Below are 18,317 nucleotides of genomic sequence, written 5' to 3' on the forward strand. Positions count from 1 at the left end.
TTAGTAGTTAGTGGTTGGTAATTAATCACCGATCGCTAACTACTGTTGGGTTATCGCCGCAATCATCGTATGGCTCTTCTGAAACAATTAGATCCCCTTCTATACTTTCAATAATTCCCTTCTCCAACATATTGTTGTTAGCCCAAATAACTGTTTTGTCTGTAGTATTATTAACATTAAGCAGGGATGGTTGTGACAGTAAATTTTTGATGATTTGAAACTGTTCTGATGAGAATATCGCACCCTTACGTAAAGCAATCTGTTTGCCCTCGTCAGTTAACACAGCTTGAAATAAACAGGCATTAGTCAAATTTACAGAATCAAGATTTACTCCTGTAAGATTTGCGCCCGTGAGATCGGCTCCCATAAAGTTAGCATTATCTAAATTTGTATTCGAGAGGTTTGCACCTGCAAGGTTTGCATCTTGGAAATTAGCTGTAGCAAAGTTTGTCCCAACTAACTCAGCACGTGATAAATTCACCTTTCCAAAATTAGCCCCCGCTAGCAGCACTGCTTCCAAATAAACTCCTGAGAGATTGATAAAGCTAAAAGGTTTGGAGCGAATGCGAGATATAAGAATGTTTTTGCCTAAAATCGATGTCCTACCGATCAGCCACATAAGCGCTTCTGAATTAAATTCTGTTAAAGAAGCAGGGCTCCCGCAGGGAAAAAATTCTTTTTTTGCTTCCTGATGGCTGCTAAAAAGTAATAAAAAAATGTTGAATCCTACTGCTGCATTCACCTGTTCCAGATTAACGGGATTTTGGAACATCTGAAAGTAACTCAAAGCTTGATGCCCTATACCCTCATTTAACCAATAACCTTGGCAATAGGCATACCAAAAAGGTAACAGACGCTGACACAGCACTTCAAAACTAAATTCCCACTTGTTTAAGCGTCGCAGCCCTTCAATGACAAGTGCTTCTATTTCCTGACTGAGAGCACCATAACCAAGTAACTTGTAAAGATGGAGAGCAATTTCACTTTCTGAATCCAATATAAAACTAGGCTCACCATAAGCACTAGGAATACGTTTAACAAGCTGTTTTAAACCTGCAATTATAGCTTTAGCAGACCAATAATCACCTAACTTAGAGTGAGTGAATTCTAGAGAATTTTTGAGTTTGGATTTGGGGTTTTGGACTTTAGCGATTCCGTTGAGAAAATTTCTACTTCCTTCTCCATGCTTAAAATAAAATGCTGGCAATATATCTAATTCCTCAGTCAGGTTTATGCGACAGTGACCTGAATGCAAAATACGCAGCGCTGTATCTTGCATAATTTCCAGCAATTCTTCAGGATGATGACCTTGTAATAGATTAGCGATCGCTTCTTGAGTACGGTGAATATGGCTTGAACCCCAACCCATTTGCACTGTTTTAATACCTTCAGCTTGAGGATAACCAAACAGCCATTTACTCAGACGGTAATAAATTTCCCATAACAAAGAAGCATTTTCTCTATGCTGAGCTTGAGCTGCTAGTTGCAAAATTTCATCATCAAACAATTCATCCCGATGTAAAATGCCCAACAAATAAAGCATCAAAGGTTGTCGCACAAAAGCAGAAAGTTCTTGTAATTCTGGTTTAGTAGCGAAAATACCTGCCTGTTTTAAAAATGTAAAGAAATTTTGGGCAACTGGTAAAGATTGTACTTTTGCCCATTGTTGAAACCACTGTCTCAGCTCATCCTGTTCCCAATGCTCTATGGTAATTCGGTTTAATTGTGATGGCAGATCTTGAGCGATTTCTTGTAAGACTGCCGAGCGGCTGGTCAAGAAAATTTTGTGTTGATGCTTGGATTGAAAATCAATTAATTGTTGAATAAAAATAGCTTTTGCCCTCTTACCCAGGTAAGAAGGTGGTAACTCATCCAAACTATCCAAAAGCAAAAGGCATCTTGGATGAGATAATTCCAGCCATTCTGAAAGATTGACGTGAAAGTTTCCTTTGAAACCAGAATTTAATGTTGCTTCCAAACTTTCGCAAGGTGTCACCTCGGAAAGATTAATAAGTACTGGCATCCAGTTAGGATAAGCTTCCTGAGCTAATATTCCTGCCCAAATTCGACAAAAACTGCTTTTGCCATAACCCACTTCTGATTCAATCAAAGCAACAGTTTCCAGATCGGAAAGTTGTTGCTGCGCCCACGTCATTAAATCGACCGCTTGAGAAGTGGTTGGCATTTGCCCGGAACCATTCTTCTCTAATGGTTGACCCTTAGGAGAGACATAAACATCTTTGAGAGAAAAAGATTCTGCAAATAGCGGTTCTGAGTAACTTTGAATTAAACTGGCTCGGTATAGTTCTCGGTACAAGTCTATTTTGTCACCTGCTGTTACAGTAGACGTAGAAGTTGGAAGTAACGAATTTCCCAACCGAAAGAATTTTTGGAGTTGAGCAAATGAGGGAGCATTTTCCGCAATTGCAGCAAGCAAATGTCCGGTAAGCCCATTCACCAATCGCTGTACGAGCGACTTAGCTTCTGCTTCTTCCGCACTATTAGCCAACAACCAAGCCACAGATGCGTTGTTCATCTGTTGGACGAGTAATGAATCTGCAACCACAGACAGTGCTTGCTCGGCTTGAGTGTCAGTCAGCTTTCCAGGACGGAGAGTTTTCAGCAGCCCTTGTAGTTGAGCATCAGGAAGAAGACGTAAAGAGGACGGGGGGCTATCCCATATCATCATCCTACTTAGCCAAGGACGGCGGAGTTTTTTTTCCTGGCTGAGAACTTGGTGTAAAGCACGAAGATAAGCAATTTGAAACGCCAACCACGTCCCCTCATTGCGTTTTAAAGATTTTTTTTGGCTAAAGGCACTGACTAGGTTTTGAGTCAGTTGTGCGAAGGTAGAAATTTCTAGTACATCAGCCCCTAAAGGCACTTCTAAAACTTCAACGAACGGACAAAGATCGAATATGCTCAGGCTTTTGAGTTCCATATCTTGAACAATACGAAATGCCAAGCCAGCTATTTGCCCCGATGAAAATCGATCTATATGGGGAATTTCAATATCGTGTTCTGCTAACCAATGCCGAAGACTCAAACTCATTACTTAGATATGGAATATCAGCCTATAAGAATTATTAATCATTTATTGAGTTGCGGAAACAGGTCACAATAGGGAAATTAAGCTGATTTGTAAAGCTTGTTCTTACCTAATAAGAACAACACTTGTTTTTAGCCAACTATGAGTGCTCGCCCTTTGAAACTACTGTTAATTGACCAAGACCCTATTTTTCGGTTAGGGCTAAGGGTAGCTTTGGAAGTCATCCCTGACATTGAGGTGATATCCGAAGCCGAAACAGATACCACTGCATTGCAGATCCTAGCAGAACTTGCACGTAATGACCCTAATCGCGTGAACCTGGTGGTTTTAGAACTGGGTAACGGTCACTCTATCTCAAGCCAACAACTCGGTTTACAACTCTGTCAGCATTTGAAAATTCAATATCCAAACTTGCCGATATTGCTCTTAAGCTCAACTCAAGAACAAGGACTACTCTTGGCAGCAAAGGCTGCAGGCGTCAATGGTTACTGTCCCAAAGGTATACCTGTGGCTGAATTAGTGACTGCTATGGAAGAAGTAGCAGCTGGGCGTTCGTCTTGGTACGAGGAAGTGGGAGAACAAGAGGGAGACTGGGGACAAGGAGGACAAGCGAGACAAGGAAGAAGTACATACGATCCATCCAAAATTCAAACTCGATTCATCCCCAATCCCCAAATCTCCCAATCCCCCACTCTCCCACTCTCTCTATCTCGCCTTCGGAATAAGCTGCGCTTGTCGGGGAAAGGTTACATCAACGTTTCTTTGGCAGAGATTACCGCAAAATTACAAGTTCCTGGGCTTCCACTTTTGGAGCAAGCAGTTCTTGCTGGACGCCGACGAGAACTTTTAGCAGCTCGTTGGTTACTCGATCGCTTATTAACTTCTCCCTTGGAAAGGCAACAAGTAGAAGCTCGTGTTTCCTACGATCGCGAGTCCCTCACCCGTGATGTTCCCCAAGGCAATTATTTTGCTACCGAAGGAGCGCAGTTTCCCACAGACTTACCTTTACAGCTTTCTCATCCCAATCCAAACTCCTTAAAAACTCCAAAACCACCAGTTTTACTTAGCCCTAGAGCACTACAAGCAGAATTATTTGCTCTTTGTGTTACAAAAATTCAGTTCCCTTTGCAAAACTTAACTGAAGTCGTTTTAGAAATTGATATTTTACGTGCAGACAAAAAACGGGAACTTCTCTATATAATTCTGCAAAAAGTAGCAGATACACTAGATAAAATGCGTACTTCGCATATAGAAGTTCAAGACATATATAACTTAAAAGAGACTGTGTTACTTGATATATGGCGAGAATCAACTATAGATTTTTTTGGAAAATTTTCTAAGATTAGGGTTGACGGTCGTAATTTAGAAATCGTCAATATCTTACTACAAAGTGCTGTTGTAGTTCAAGAAGAAATTATTAATCAAATTCCCTTTTTTGTTGAATTATTTTCTTATTTGTTATTTCAAACCGAGTTACAAGTAGAGAATACTTCGTATCCACCCAATAGTGATGAAGCAAAAAAGCAAGCAGAAAATATTTTAGAAAATCTCCTGATTCAAATAGCTAATAGTGTGGTTCAGCCATTGCTAAACTCTTTATCAGATGTGGAAGCAATCAAACAAAATTTTTACACTCGCCAGTTGCTCTCCACTAGAGAGATAGAAAAATTTAGAAACGATTTATCTTGGAAATATCGTTTAAGCACTTACATATCTCAACCTCAAGCTATTTTTGAAAGCCGCTATGAACTTTTTATTTTTGCACCTCGCGGTATTGCAAAAATTTCAATTTATGCTCCTCGCAATCAAGAACTTGCTCGGCTTTCTGGCATTCCGCTATTGGTTACCTTAGCGATAGAATTTCGAGACGCATTAACACCTCGTTTGCAATCATTACTCTCTTTATTAGGAAATGGTGTTGTATTTGTTTTAACAAGGATAATTGGTCGCGGTATTGGTTTGATCGCTCGTGGGATCATCCAAGGAATTGGTAATGTTTCTTTAAGACGTTAGTTGTTAGTTGTTATGGGGTGCATCCCGTTTTTGCAAATTCCGTCAGAATAGAATTCTGGGCTATACAAACAAAGCCCGCCGGCGCGGGCTTTGTATTAAGTCCACGTAGGTGGTGAGTTCAGCCCTGAACCGTGTGCGTGGCATGCTCATTGCCATAGGCGGGTTTCCCGCGCCGGACTGGCGTAAGCCGTTGCGGGCATAGCTTCGCAACGCGTAGCGTCTCCGCTCCTGAGATACCCGAAGGGACTTCGTTTGTATAGTCGCGATTTTCAATCGCCCGATGTTTTTCCTAACTACTAACAATCACAAATTCCAATTTCGTCGGAAATGAAAAAAGCTTTCAAGAAAATCTTGCCAAGCAAGATCGCTGTTCAGCTTGTGTTGATTCCAAGCAAGGGCTGTTTGTTCTAAAATCTCTGAGAAACTGGGATAGAGAGGTGCTATGTCAGATAAGTGAGTTACCTTGATTTTATGCGCGATCGCCAAAGCAATAACATGAATAAATTCCATTGCTTTTGCACCCAAGATGGAAGCTCCTAAAATTTCTCCATGACTCAGGGTTATCAATTTACATATACCTGTTGTTTCATCTTGTATTTGGGCAGATGCGAGAGATTTAAAATATTGTCGTAAAACTATAATTTTATCTTGATTGTATTGACGTTTAGCTTGTGCTTCAGTTAAACCAACTTGTGCAACTGTTGGATGAGTAAATATACCCCAAGGAATCTGTTGATAATTGACTTTTTGTCTTGAAAAAAAGAGTGCATTTTGTATGGCAATTCTTGCCTCATAGTGAGCCAGATTAGCAATTGCATAACCACCAATAACATCACCACAAGCCCAAATCCGGCGATTGGTGGTTTGCAGTTTATCGTTGACTAATAAGCGATTGCGATCCCACTTAACATCAACTGCCGCCAAGTTTAAAGATTCAATATTTGGTTGTTGTGCGGTTGCAACTATGATTTCATCTGTTTCAATCGCTTTATCTCCTACTTGCAGCCATTTTTTATTCTCAATTCGTCTGAGTTGAGTAACAGGTACTTGTGTCATGATTCGCACACCTTCTGCTTCTAACTGGCTGCAAAGGAGTTGAGAAATCTCAAAGTCAACTTGAGGAAGAATATTTTTTCTAGCTACAATAAGCGTCACATCGTAATTCAAACGCGTTAAAGTTTGAGCTATTTCGATACTTTGGGGTACGCCACCAATAATTACCCACTGCTTGGGTGGTGTAGGGCTGTTAAGCGATCGCCAAACATCAGGTATGGTAAGAAAACCTATTTTTTGCAAACCTTCAATTTCTGGTATTTCCGGACGCGAACCTGTAGCTAGTAAATAAGTGCGAGCGCGAAGCTGGCGATTGTTTACCACAAATGCAAGAGTTGGTGATGGTTGAAATTGACCATCACCAACAATAACATCTACTCCTTGCGCTGCTAGGATAGCAGGTGAATGTTGCTCTTGAATCTTGGAGATAATGCCATCAGAGTAAAGTAGTGCTTGAGAAGCATCTACAGAAATTTGACATTTCTGTTCGTTGCGAGCACATGAAATGTGACAACCTTTGAAAAATGCCTCATCTAGTTGCCTAGCAAAGTTGGTGATTTGACTAAAAGCTTGGTGATAGACAAACCCGTAAAAGTTATTAGTCAGATATAACTCACCATTTACTGTTGGTTCTACCAAAGCAACTTTAGCCTTGATTTGGGTTGCAGATAAAGCAGCAAAGCGACCAGCTAAGCTGCCACCAATAATCACAACATCGTAGTCATTAGTCACCTAAAAACCTCCGGGAGCGGGGAAGCCCCGTAACTTTAGTTCGGGGAGGAACCGCGACTCGTGCCGTTTTAACGGCAGTCGAGATGTCCTAAAATGCATAGTTATACCCATCTTTTTTGTGAATAGATTTGCAATATTTATAGCTAATCCCTGCTACTCTTCCTGTCTTAGTAGCAATATCAAAACTGCCAGATGCGCGGCATAACACGCGACCAACGTAATGACCAACTTTTTTCCCGCTAGTGACAACTGCTTTAACTATGTCGCCAGTTTGAAATCCAAAATGTATTTGTTTTCTTGTGCGATGACGAATTGGGAAACCGTGTTTATTTGTGCCGCACATTTGTCTTGTTCCGTGACCATTCGCTGTAATTAGTAATGGTTTAACTCCTTTGACAATTAATTTTTCTGGAGTTGATTTACCAACACAAGCTGCATCAAAGTAGTGTGTCTTTGGTAACTCTCGTTGAGTCCTATTAAACTTTGTCAGACCACCTGAACCCGTTTCTACAGGCAATCCAGTTTCTTTTAAAACTGACAGGAGTGCAAATCGAGTTGAGTTAACTGCGGCTGCATCTGCAAGCGGTGAGTCCAGTCCTGAAGGCGGGTTTCCCGCGCCCTGGGAACTGGTGAGTCCAGCGCTGCAGGCGGGTTTCCCGCCGTAGGCGACTGGCGAACCCGAAGGGCGAACCCGTAAGGGTTGTTTTGATTGTTTCAAAATTTTCTCTAGTCTTGCAGGGTCTTTTTTAAGGAACTCTCTGATATCTTTTGTGCCTTTTTTGAGATTACATTTTTCGCACGATAATGCTAGGTTCGTAATTGAGTTACTTCCTCCTTTGGCACGACAAAGAATATGTTCTATTTGCAAGGGAACATCTTTGATACCGCAGTAAGCACAACTTCTTCCCCACTTTTCCAGAAGATACTGGCGTGTCTCATAACCCTGTAAAGTCCCCTGCTGGTACTCCTTACCCTGGATATCTGGGTTGCGAATTAATTGCATATCAAAGCGGACTAGTTCTTGAGATATTGCTTCAATTGGTGAAACCTTCCGCCATCTTTCAACCCAAGTTTTTATATTAGCAATGCGGCTTTGCAAACTTGGTGGCAGCCATCCTTTTGTTTTAGCTCTATTGTTAAATCTGGGTTGGCGATATCTAGTTTTTCTATTTCTTCTACTTCTACGAAGTTGTCTTCTTGAAGTAAGAGATTCGCGTATTGCAAAGCCTCTATGTTTAATTTCAGCAGCAAATACCACTTCTCCTGTTGAATCATTAACTAAAGCAATACCAGTTACGGAGGCACCTGGGTCAATTTTTAATCGTAATACTTGAATTTGTTGATTGGGTTTTGCTTCTTTCAAAATAATTGTGAAAGGAAAATGTTTAAAAACTCCTGCTTTTCCATTTCTCAAAAGTTGTCTTGCTTGTGCTGGATGAATTGGATTTAACGGTCTTTTTTCTGAATCAATTACAAAGACTTTGGACACAAGTGTCCCTCCTTTCGGGTGATATTAGCCTCGCCAATGTTTAAAGGTAGTACTTTCAAATAGCACTGCTTTACCCCTCGTAAAGATGTTTAACTATTCGATCTCAGAGCAGCAAACTGGCTACGCATCTGCTGGTGAGTCTTTAGTAAACTAAGCCGCTCCGTCGCCAGAGCGACTCGTCTTCAAAACCGGACGTGAGACTTTCACCTCATCCGGCTCCTCAGTAATTTGGTGCTTGTCTAATTACATACCCCCAACCGAACCATCTTCAGCTGTTTTTATATCATGGCAGTGTCTATGTAATAGCTGGAGATTTTTATATTCGTCTTTACCCCCTTTGCTTAGGGGTATTTTGTGGTCAATCTCCATTACATCTTCTTCACGAAAATACAATCCGCAATGAGCGCATTTTCCTTTCTGTTGCTTTAAGAGTGTTGCCACTCTTTTTGGCATTTCGGGGTGTGCGCCCATTCTTGAACTCCAATAAATTAGGTTGCCATCGTATGGACTAGCATCGCCTTTTACTTTTACGTGGCGTACTATGGGTGTATCTGTGTGGTTTGTTAACCACCTGAGATTACCTTTGTACGTTGTGGCGAATACCCAATTATCACCGCCAATAGTGCGCCAATATTTCTTAGCTACCCATTTCCCTGATTTATTTGGATGACGGCGTTTTGCCCAAGCTCTAAGTTTTGGATACATAAGACTATCGAGGTTGGCGTAAGCTTCACTGCTTACTACTGTCGAATAGTAGTTAGACCATCCTTTAATTATCGGGTTGAGCCGACTAATTAGCGCCTCTTGCGGCGCTGTGCTGTAGTCATCGATGATACTAGCTATTCGCTCGTAGTGTATCCTCTGCTTTTCCTTACTTGGGGTGATGATTATTTTGAAGCCCTTTTTCGAGTGATGTTTACCCACTGAAAACTGCCTGATATTAAAACCAAGAAAATTAAATCCTGGTTCTTCTTCCTTATACTTGTTTAGAGTGTGAGTTAGGCGTGTTTTTGAAGGCTTCAATTCTAAATTCATGCTTTTTAACCATTCAGATATAATTATCTGGCATCTTTGGACAACGGTTAGATTTTCGTGTAGAATTACGAAATCATCGGCATAACGAATTAATGATATACTTTTGCGATTTTCCCGTTTTAAACCGGGCAATGTTTCAGCATATTGTTTAATCCGTTCTTCCATTCCGTGGAGGGCTACATTCGCTAATAGTGGAGAAATGACTCCGCCTTGCGGTGTTCCCTCAGATGTCTCTTGGAACTGCTGATTATCCATCACTCCCGCTTTTAACCAAGCACGAATTTGTCGGCGAATGGTGGGGAATGTATTTAATTTTTGAAGCAGTGCCAAATGGTCGATTTTATCGAAGCATTTTGATATATCGGCATCAAGCACAAATTTTGGTTTGTGCCTCATACTATTAAATATTGCTTCGATAGCATCGTGGCATGAACGCCCTGGTCTGAACCCATATGAGTTAGGTTCAAATTTAGCCTCCCATTCTGGCTCAAGTGCCATTTTAACGAGAGCTTGCAGTGCGCGGTCGTACATAGTGGGGATACCCAAAGGTCTTTTTTCATCCTTACCAGGTTTAGGAATCCATACGCGCCTAGTCGGTGATACCTTTGAGCCTAATTTTAATTTGGCAACTAAGGTGAGACGTTGCTTTGGGGTTAGTGATTTAACACCGTCCACACCCGCCGTCTTCTTACCTTGGTTGTCTTGTGTTACCCGTCTAACCGCGAGACACTTTGCACTCCAGGACTTCATCAGCGTCTTTTGGAGTTTACGAACTGCTTTGACATCACCACGTTCAGAGGCTTTGTAGATTCGTTTTTGCAACTTAAAAACACGTTTTTCCAGCTTGCGCCAGTCGATGTGTCTCCAGTCCACCATCGATTTGTCATTTTCAGTTTCATGAGTCGGCTTTTCCCTTAAAGAAGGGGTTGCTTCATCGTTTATTCCTGTTGTGACTCCTCGTGTATTAGCCATATTCATTGCTACTGTGACTCTACATTCCAAATCACCGTGAGTCCGTCAGCATATCCTCGTTATTACACGAGGCGTTCGCTTCTGACCCAATCTTTCCTAACACCACATACGGTTAGCACCTACTCAGTATCGACCGACTGAGAGTGGATGTTAGGTTACTTCGTTCCAAATGACCATTATTTAAACCTTTAGAGCGATGCTATCCGCCGGGTTTATTGGGAGTGCGTGCTGGTCAAAAAGTTACTTGCCAGCCCCTTATCCATTGCCTTTTGGCTCCAGCGACAGCCTGATTGCGCTGGTTTTAGATTACGACGGTTAAGGCGCATCTTCGCTGACGCTACTCATAGGTTCATGCTCGAAGGAGAACCAGTTTGGGCTACCAGTTTACCTCCTTTTCACCTCGCTTCAAGGATTGATGGCTAGTCGCTACCTTGGAGGTGATGCTGTCACCGTTGCACCTACGGGGAGGGACTTTTATTCTTGTACTCTAGGATTTCTAAGGTAATCACCCTCATGGTCATTTAGTTGTCAAAGGTTCTGTTCCGATTACTCGGTTCTTATTCCCTTGCCACTCATCCCTGAGTATAAGTACTCATTTCGAGTGAACGAATCGCACGACTTGCCTTTAAACGTAGTACTTGAAGTACTTAGGCTGGTCAACTAACCAAAATTCTGGGGCATGAAGCCCCGTCACTTTAGTGCGGGGTGCTGACGTTTTTTTTTCCTTGGTCCTTTGTGAGACCAGCGCTACAGGAAGGTCTCCCACCTTAAGCGACTGGTTCTCCCGTTAGGTCGTTAGTCATTAGTCATCATTTAGCTAATGACTAATGATAAAGCTTTTAGCAAGCGCTGGTTATCTAAAGAAGAAAGCACGGCAACACGGAAATAGCGATCGCCTAATTCAGGAAAACTTAGGCAATCCCGAATCAAAATTCGGTGTTCTTTGAGTAATTTTTGCTGCAACTGCAATACAGATTGTTGTGACTCAACGAGTAAAAAATTAGCAGCACCATCCAAAGGTTGTAATTCTGGCAAAGAGGCTAAACCAAGGAAAAGCTGGTTTCTTGTTGGTGTTAACCATGCCCAAGTTTCTGCCTGAAACACCTTATCTTGGAGAGCCGCGACGGCGGCGGCGGCGGCTAATGTGTTTACAGGCCAAGGGTCGCGCCATAACTGCCAGCGCTGCAATCTATCGGGATGCGCGATTGCATATCCCAGACGCAATCCTGGCAAACTGTAGAATTTGGTCAGCGATCGCAAAATCACTAAGTTTGGATAATCTTGCACCATCTCAATCAAGCTTTGTTCTCGATCTGGAGGCAAAAAATCCATAAAAGCTTCATCTACTACCACCAAAGCAAATGTCTCCAGATATGGCAGAATGGCTTCCCGCGAAAATAACTTTCCTGTTGGATTGTGAGGATTATTGAGCAATAGTCCTCGCTCGTTTGTCCTTTGTCCTTTGTCAAGAATTTCTGACAAAGGATTTAAGAACGCCACTGAATTCAAAGGAGGTGATTCCTGCAAAGCAGTGGCTGTTAATGACACGGGAAACTCCAGAACTTTGGCATTATATGCCGCTAGCGCTCGATAGTAGTCGCCAAAGGCTGGAGCGATCAAAACTGTTGCGGCTAATTGTGCTAATTCTCTGCCTGCAAGAGAGAGTAACTCTGCCGAGCCGTTACCCGGCAAAATCCACTCGGGAGATAGTTGATGAAAGTGACTGAGAGCAAGTCTCAGTTCACAGTAATTTGGGTCTGGATAATGTCTGAGATTATCCAATTGGGACGCAATAGCAGCGAGAGCGCTTCTTGGAGGTCCCAAAGGGCTAATGCTGGCAGAAAAATCCAGAATTGCATCTGGGGGACAACCAGCCAGTGCAGCCGCCCAAGCTAAATTTCCCCCATGTTTAGGTCGCCGCACCAAAAAAGGCTCACGCTTGGGAGAACCTATGATTTTGGGGGCGCAACTTTTTCCCTAAACAGTTTTCCAGCAGAAAATGCAGGAACTTTAGTTGCAGGAATTTCCATCTTCTCGTTGGTTTTGGGGTTGCGACCTTCACGGGCTTTACGTTCCCGTGATTCAAAAGAGCCAAATCCCACCAGCGTCACTTTGTCTCCAGAGGACACCGCTTCAATGATGGTTTCCAGTGCAGCTGTCAGAACTGCATCAGCTTGTTTTTTGGTCACGCTAGCTTTTTCTGCGACTGCATCAACTAATTCGCCTTTATTCATGTCAAACTCCTAGGGTTTACTTGAGATTTTGTACAGATGCTCCCTGATGCATCTCTACTGAATTTTTTATTCGGAGATTTACAGAAGTCGATCTTTTTGGGTATTTATGCCTAAAAGGGCTGTAACTCCCATCGGCTCGACTTTTCAATGAATCATTCTAAAGTGTCCCAGCCAGAAGTGGATAGATGAAACCATTAATTTATATAGATTTCAGGATTTTTTGTATAAATTGGGTAATTGTGGCACCAAAAAACACCTCAAAAGTAGGAATAAGTACTTAGTAAATACCCTTGTGACTCTATCTAGGAGGAAAACAATTCACAATTCGCAATCTAAAATCCACGCATCCAAAATCTAAAATCCACCTATCCAATGCCATTATCACAAATCGCAAAACAGCATCTAGTCATATTTACTCGCTATCCCGAACCGGGCAAGACAAAAACTCGATTGATAAGCGCTTTGGGTGCAGAAGGCGCAGCTGAGCTTCAGCGCCAAATGACGGAACACACAATTTCTCAGGTAAAACAGCTACTTACAGGCTTTAGTTTATCTTTTGAAGTGCGGTTTGCAGGTGGAAATTTGCAGACCTTACATGATTGGCTTGGATCTGACTTAAACTGCCAGCCCCAAGGAGAAGGTGACTTGGGTGTGCGCTTGGTGCGATCGCTGCTTTCTGCTTTTGAATCAGGAGCTCAAAGAGTCATCATCATTGGGACAGATTGTCCCGATCTCAATGCTGAAATTCTTGTCAAAGCCTTTGAGCAACTCGAGCGTCAAGACCTCGTGCTAGGTCCAGCAGAAGATGGTGGTTATTACTTGATTGGTCTGCAACGCCCCATACCAAACTTATTTGCTAACATCTCCTGGGGAACTTCTCAAGTCCTACAACAAACTATAGAGATTGCCCATCTGCTGAATTTATCAGTTGATTGCTTACCTGTTCTACGCGATATCGATCGCCCAGAAGATTTACCTTTGTGGGAAAAATATATTTCTTCCCCCTAAAGGAGTATTTACTGTTGACACAAAGGGTGTGAAGGTTTATTTGGTATTCTTCAACACAAGTATATTGAGTTGGGGACAGGAAGGGATATAAGGGAGAATCACTCATTTCCCAATCTCCAATTCTAAAAAATCATCTCCCAATCATAAACAACGGGTAGCATCATGGGAACAATATTCCAGTACCTTGGAATGGAACAAGACTTTTACTGTTGTATGCGAGACAAAAAACTATGAATAATCATTTAGCTGCTATCACTGCTGCCCGCACTGCTAAGGTTGTGGGACTCATTCTAATAGTGTCTTTCTTTGTAGACTTTTTGATTCTGTTATTTCCTTTCCAACCTACTAATAAGGCATGGCAAATTGATTTGGCGACGGCGCTAGTCGATCGAGGAATTGTGCCGCTTGTGGGTTTAGGTTTCCTTTTTGCGGGGTACTGGATTGACAGTATGGATGATGGAAGTCGTCCCGGTATCGATTTGAGATTTCCAGCATTCATACTGTCAAGCATTTTGGGCTTGATGTTTTTGCTGATTTTTCCCTTACACCTGAATAATATTCGTCAAGCAAGTGCCACTAGAGTAGAGCAAATCAATAAGGATGCTGAAGCCGCAGAAAATCAATTAAAAACCCAGCTCAATCAAGTGCAAGCTCAATTGAGTAACGATAAAGTCCGCGCAGCCGTAGAACAGCAAAAATCTCAAATCAAAAACCAGTTTTCCGAACTGCTGAAAGACGAGCAACGGTACAAACAAGCACTTGAAAACCCCAATATTCCCCAAGCTCAAAAAGATTTGCTCAAGAAGTTTAAGGCGAATCCCCAAGAACTTGATAAATTTATTGCCCAGCAAAGCGATCCTCAAGCTTTAGCAACTCAACAACTGAGTACGATTCGGGAGCGCAGGGAAGAAGCTGAGAAACAAGCCAGAGAACGGGCATGGAAATCAGGATTGCGAATTGGAATGAGTAGTTTGCTGTTATCTATCGGTTACATCATCATTGGTTGGACGGGAATCAGAAGTACTGGTGCTACACAAGGTGGTGGACGTAAGGTTCCTGCACGGTAATTCACTCTAAGGCAGGCAGTAGAATCAATCACCTCATCTTTAGTGGTTCATACTGCCACTGCATCTGGCTCAATACTTGTTGCCATCACATTTGACAAAAAGTATAATTTGCCACAAATTAGTTATTATTACTAAGAATTTGAGATGTTTTCGATTTACATATTGACTTATAACGAAGAGTTGGACATTGCTGCTTGTATAGAGTCGGCAATGTTATCGGATGATATTATTGTTGTTGATTCATGCAGTAGCGATCGCACTGTAGAAATCGCCAGTCGTTATCCGGTACGTGTTGTAGAACACGCTTTTGAAAGCCACGGTCAGCAACGGACTTGGATGTTAGAAAATATACCACCCAAGCACGAATGGGTTTATATTCTCGAAGCAGACGAGCGCATGACACCAGAACTGTTTGCAGAGTGCAACAAAGCAATTCAAAGTCAGGAATACGTCGGGTACTATGTTGCCGAGCGAGTTATGTTTATGAACCGATGGATTCGGCGCAGCACGCAATACCCGCGCTATCAAATGCGCCTTTTCCGCCACGGCAAAGTCTGGTTTATAGACTACGGTCACACCGAACGCGAAGTGTGTGATGGTTCTACAAGCTTTGTAAAAGAAACGTACCCTCATTACACCTGTAGTAAGGGTTTCAGCCGTTGGATAGAAAAACACAATCGCTATTCCACAGATGAAGCTAAAGAAACCGTCCGCCAATTGGAGGGGGGAAAAGTTTATTGGCAAAATTTATTTTTCGGTAAGACAGAAGTTGAACGGCGTCGTGCTCTCAAAGATTTGTCTTTACGCTTACCCGCTAGACCTTTAATTCGTTTCTTCTATATGTATTTTGTTTTAGGTGGCTGCTTGGATGGGTATGCGGGTTTTACCTGGTGTGTCTTGCAAACTTTCTACGAATATTTAATTTTACTTAAGGTTTGGGAAATAAGGAATATGCCCATACCTAGCGCTGAATACCCAACGATTCCTGTAACTCAAGCCACAGAGTTAGTTTCAAATTCTGCTGATTAGAAGATCGGATTGCACTTCAGGTGATTTCCTGAAAATAATAGGACTGATGCATAAGTTAGGTGGGCATTAAAAATTGTCGTTATCACAAGGCTCATTGGGGAAGGGAAAGGGTTTTTCAGTAACTTTACTTTTCGTTACATACTTCGGTTTTTTTGTGCCTCTCTACCTCACCCCCCTTCTTAAGGATGCTGTTGGCGAACGATCGGCAGATCTTTGAGATCGTTCCCAGACGCAGCCTGGGAACGAGAAGCGAGACAGTATTTAAGGAGGAGTATCATCCCCCCATTCGCCACATGTCTCATAATTATGAGAAGATTTCTTGATAAAACAGACCTTACTGTTAACCCAATACTTGTCGGGTTTTGCCGTTTTTTCCTCCCCTGCATCCCCTGCTTGTCTCCCGCGATAATTTCTTTAACCGAGCAGTATTGACCGTTAACCCCCTCTTCCATTGCTACCATGCAAGCACAAGGAAGAGGGGGCTTGTTAATGGCGATAAGCATCTTGGAAAAAAAATGTTATATTAAATTTATATATATTAATAAAATTCACATTATTCTCCAAACTACCCAATCTGACCTTATTTAAAATGAATCCTTAATAAGGTTAGATGTAACTAGAGTTGAGCCGTATTTTCAGGAGAATTAGCAGCTTTTTATCTCGCACGGTAGTATTAGTAATACGTTAAAAGACTTGAACAATCATTTACAAGTCTTAAAGTGAAGCGCTTGGTCAGCCGTTAGCAGTCAGCAAAAAGCTGAAAGCTGGAGTTTGACACCTAAACGATGGTAGCTAAATGGCTAATAATATGAGTACCAATAAAAAAAATTCCACAAGCCTAAAAAAGGAGAATGGGGGTTTGGCAATCAATCGCTGGAAACAGGACCTGAAAAATGACCTGATTGCAGGTTTATTAGTTGTTATTCCCCTAGCTACTACGATCTGGCTAACAATCACTGTTGCAACTTGGGTTGTTAACTTTCTAACCCAAATTCCCAAACAACTCAATCCCTTTCAAGGGATGCATCCTCTCTTAGTCAATATACTGAATCTTTTGGTAGGGCTAATGGTGCCATTACTAAGTATTCTTGTAATTGGCTTAATGGCTAGGAATATTGCAGGGCGTTGGTTGCTAGATGTGGGTGAGCGGCTCCTACAGGCAATTCCCTTAGCTGGACAAGTATATAAAACTCTCAAGCAGCTTTTAGAAACACTATTAAAAGATACAAATGGCAAATTTCGCCGTGTTGTTTTAGTAGAGTATCCACGACGGGGAATCTGGGCGATCGCTTTTGTAACTGGCAGTATAAGCAATGAGATTCAAGCTCAAATGTCTAATCCAATGTTAAGCCTTTTTATCCCGACAACCCCCAATCCCACAACGGGTTGGTATGCAGTTGTTCCGGAAGAAGAGGTCGTTAACCTGTCAATGTCTATTGAAGATGCGTTTAAAATCATAGTCTCTGGTGGGATTGTTTCTCCAAATACATCGTTAGCCCCATTAGTGATTCCAAAAGAGCGCAAACTAGAAGTTCCTCCTTTAGAGACAAAGCGTCAGGTAATGCCTCTTGAAGAAGGTTAAAGTGGCTAATGGAAGACTGACTAATTGCTAATGGAAGACTGGTTAATGGCTTTAAGTTAGCACTATTAATTATTCACAAGCGCAGAGTTTTGCGCCCCTTCCCAACTAACCCATAACAACTAACTACTAACCCCTTCATTAAATTTTTATGCAAGAGCGAAAACCCCGTCAAATTGCCCGCGAACTGGCACTTTTAAGTCTCAGCCAGTTGCCTGTAAATCCTAAAAAATTGGAGAAGATGGAGCAAGATCGGCTAGTACCCACGCTGGTACTGGCTGCAGTACGCACTCTCAAAGATGAAGTGCAGGATACCCTAGATAATGCCGCAGCGGAACTACAACGCGGTAACGATCGCTTGTTGAGCAGCCAAACTCGCACGAACGATGTCGATACTGCTAGAGCGATGGTTAAAGAAGCAATTGAGTATACACAAACAGCAATTAACAAGTTAGCAGCTGCTGTGGAGTTTCCAGAACTCATTCAATTGGCAAATCAACATAGAGAAGTCAGAGAATACGCCAGAGACATCATTCTCACTGTCAATGACAACCGTAGTTCTATAGATGAACAAATATCCAGCGCCCTGGTGGATTGGCAAGTTGCTCGCCTTGCTCACATAGATCGCGATATTTTGCGAATTGCTGTAGCAGAAATGAGGTATCTTACAGTACCTCAAAGCGTCGCGATTAATGAAGCTGTCGAGCTAGCTAAGCGGTACAGCGAAGAAGATAGCCATAGGTTTATCAATGGTGTTTTGCGACGAGTCATCGAGCAAACAAAATCAACAGTGACCAGTGACCAGTGACCCTTGGGAGTTACCAGTTCCCCAGGCGTGGGAAACCCCTCCCTTGTTCGCCCTCTCTTGTTTGCGATGAAAGGTTAGGGGCTGATTGATTAGCCTGAGAGGCACAAGCTTTCTCTTAAGAATTCCTTCGGCTAAAGCCAAAGGAGTTAATCAATCGTGGATTGACGCCCTAAGTCAAAAAAATAGTACTATAGGATAGTCAGTAGAAGACATTAAAACCTACCCCCGGACTGGGGAAACGTCAAAACA

13 protein-coding genes are annotated in these 18,317 nt (G+C 42.2%); 6 read left to right on the top strand and 7 right to left on the bottom strand.

What is annotated here, in order from left to right; genetic code table 11:
* Positions 1-25: 25 nt before the first annotated feature.
* Positions 26-3,052 carry a pentapeptide repeat-containing protein gene (locus tag AB0756_RS18410; protein WP_038081110.1) on the bottom strand — a complete coding sequence of 1,009 codons (3,027 nt, stop codon included), beginning with the start codon at positions 3,050-3,052 and terminating at the stop codon, positions 26-28.
* 138 nt (positions 3,053-3,190) lie between these two features.
* Between AB0756_RS18410 and AB0756_RS18415 the strand changes: the two genes are divergently transcribed.
* Positions 3,191-5,062 (top strand): DUF3685 domain-containing protein, encoded by a 1,872-nt coding sequence (locus AB0756_RS18415; protein WP_038081111.1) that lies wholly within the window; start codon positions 3,191-3,193, stop codon positions 5,060-5,062.
* Positions 5,063-5,365: 303 nt separating this feature from the next.
* Here AB0756_RS18415 and AB0756_RS18420 read toward each other — a convergent pair whose 3' ends face one another.
* The 5 genes from AB0756_RS18420 to AB0756_RS18440 form a co-directional block, all read right to left on the bottom strand.
* Positions 5,366-6,847 (bottom strand): dihydrolipoyl dehydrogenase family protein, encoded by a 1,482-nt coding sequence (locus AB0756_RS18420; RefSeq protein WP_038081112.1) that lies wholly within the window; start codon positions 6,845-6,847, stop codon positions 5,366-5,368.
* An 88-nt stretch (positions 6,848-6,935) separates the two neighbouring features.
* Positions 6,936-8,336 (bottom strand): RNA-guided endonuclease IscB, encoded by a 1,401-nt coding sequence (gene iscB / locus AB0756_RS18425; protein WP_038081113.1) that lies wholly within the window; start codon positions 8,334-8,336, stop codon positions 6,936-6,938.
* Between the two features lie 243 nt (positions 8,337-8,579).
* Positions 8,580-10,343 (bottom strand): group II intron reverse transcriptase/maturase, encoded by a 1,764-nt coding sequence (gene ltrA / locus AB0756_RS18430; RefSeq protein WP_237265821.1) that lies wholly within the window; start codon positions 10,341-10,343, stop codon positions 8,580-8,582.
* An 813-nt stretch (positions 10,344-11,156) separates the two neighbouring features.
* The gene (gene cobD / locus AB0756_RS18435; protein WP_038073615.1) at positions 11,157-12,266 is read right to left on the bottom strand and encodes a threonine-phosphate decarboxylase CobD; all 1,110 of its coding nucleotides are present in this window, start codon (positions 12,264-12,266) and stop codon (positions 11,157-11,159) included.
* A 26-nt stretch (positions 12,267-12,292) separates the two neighbouring features.
* A complete protein-coding gene (locus tag AB0756_RS18440; RefSeq protein ID WP_009457351.1) occupies positions 12,293-12,577 on the bottom strand; it encodes an HU family DNA-binding protein in 285 nt (94 codons plus the stop codon).
* 372 nt (positions 12,578-12,949) lie between these two features.
* On the opposite strand from AB0756_RS18440, the gene AB0756_RS18445 reads away from it, so the two are divergent.
* The 3 genes from AB0756_RS18445 (at position 12,950) to AB0756_RS18455 (ending at position 15,681) form a co-directional block, all read left to right on the top strand.
* Entirely contained in the window at positions 12,950-13,585 is a 636-nt protein-coding gene (locus AB0756_RS18445) for a TIGR04282 family arsenosugar biosynthesis glycosyltransferase (protein WP_038073540.1), read from the top strand.
* A 230-nt stretch (positions 13,586-13,815) separates the two neighbouring features.
* Complete coding sequence (gene hpsJ-B, locus AB0756_RS18450; RefSeq protein WP_038073537.1) at positions 13,816-14,652, top strand: hormogonium polysaccharide biosynthesis protein HpsJ; 837 nt, start codon at positions 13,816-13,818, stop codon at positions 14,650-14,652.
* Positions 14,653-14,796: 144 nt separating this feature from the next.
* The gene (locus AB0756_RS18455) at positions 14,797-15,681 is read left to right on the top strand and encodes a glycosyltransferase family 2 protein (protein ID WP_038073535.1); all 885 of its coding nucleotides are present in this window, start codon (positions 14,797-14,799) and stop codon (positions 15,679-15,681) included.
* Between the two features lie 179 nt (positions 15,682-15,860).
* Here AB0756_RS18455 and AB0756_RS18460 read toward each other — a convergent pair whose 3' ends face one another.
* Positions 15,861-16,184, bottom strand: coding sequence for a hypothetical protein (locus AB0756_RS18460; protein ID WP_137986318.1), 324 nt, complete (start codon positions 16,182-16,184; stop codon positions 15,861-15,863).
* 305 nt (positions 16,185-16,489) lie between these two features.
* Between AB0756_RS18460 and AB0756_RS18465 the strand changes: the two genes are divergently transcribed.
* Both AB0756_RS18465 and nusB read left to right on the top strand, forming a co-directional pair.
* Positions 16,490-17,263 carry a DUF502 domain-containing protein gene (locus AB0756_RS18465; protein WP_038073612.1) on the top strand — a complete coding sequence of 258 codons (774 nt, stop codon included), beginning with the start codon at positions 16,490-16,492 and terminating at the stop codon, positions 17,261-17,263.
* A gap of 148 nt (positions 17,264-17,411) precedes the next feature.
* Complete coding sequence (nusB, locus tag AB0756_RS18470) at positions 17,412-18,068, top strand: transcription antitermination factor NusB (protein WP_038073532.1); 657 nt, start codon at positions 17,412-17,414, stop codon at positions 18,066-18,068.
* The last annotated feature ends 249 nt before the right edge of the window (positions 18,069-18,317 follow it).

Origin of the sequence: Tolypothrix campylonemoides VB511288_2, from assembly GCF_045999855.1 — a bacterium.
GTDB classification, from domain to species: Bacteria; Cyanobacteriota; Cyanobacteriia; order Cyanobacteriales; family Nostocaceae; genus Scytonema; species Scytonema bouteillei_A.

What these genes read in the sequence shown, in the direction of transcription:
- AB0756_RS18410 (WP_038081110.1), bottom strand. Translation starts at nt 3,052, where the DNA reads ATGAGTTTGAGTCTTCGGCATTGGTTAGCAGAACACGATATTGAAATT.
- AB0756_RS18415 (WP_038081111.1), top strand. Translation starts at nt 3,191, where the DNA reads ATGAGTGCTCGCCCTTTGAAACTACTGTTAATTGACCAAGACCCTATT.
- ltrA (WP_237265821.1), bottom strand. Translation starts at nt 10,343, where the DNA reads ATGGCTAATACACGAGGAGTCACAACAGGAATAAACGATGAAGCAACC.
- AB0756_RS18440 (WP_009457351.1), bottom strand. Translation starts at nt 12,577, where the DNA reads ATGAATAAAGGCGAATTAGTTGATGCAGTCGCAGAAAAAGCTAGCGTG.
- AB0756_RS18445 (WP_038073540.1), top strand. Translation starts at nt 12,950, where the DNA reads ATGCCATTATCACAAATCGCAAAACAGCATCTAGTCATATTTACTCGC.
- hpsJ-B (WP_038073537.1), top strand. Translation starts at nt 13,816, where the DNA reads ATGAATAATCATTTAGCTGCTATCACTGCTGCCCGCACTGCTAAGGTT.
- AB0756_RS18455 (WP_038073535.1), top strand. Translation starts at nt 14,797, where the DNA reads ATGTTTTCGATTTACATATTGACTTATAACGAAGAGTTGGACATTGCT.
- AB0756_RS18460 (WP_137986318.1), bottom strand. Translation starts at nt 16,184, where the DNA reads ATGCTTATCGCCATTAACAAGCCCCCTCTTCCTTGTGCTTGCATGGTA.
- AB0756_RS18465 (WP_038073612.1), top strand. Translation starts at nt 16,490, where the DNA reads ATGAGTACCAATAAAAAAAATTCCACAAGCCTAAAAAAGGAGAATGGG.
- nusB (WP_038073532.1), top strand. Translation starts at nt 17,412, where the DNA reads ATGCAAGAGCGAAAACCCCGTCAAATTGCCCGCGAACTGGCACTTTTA.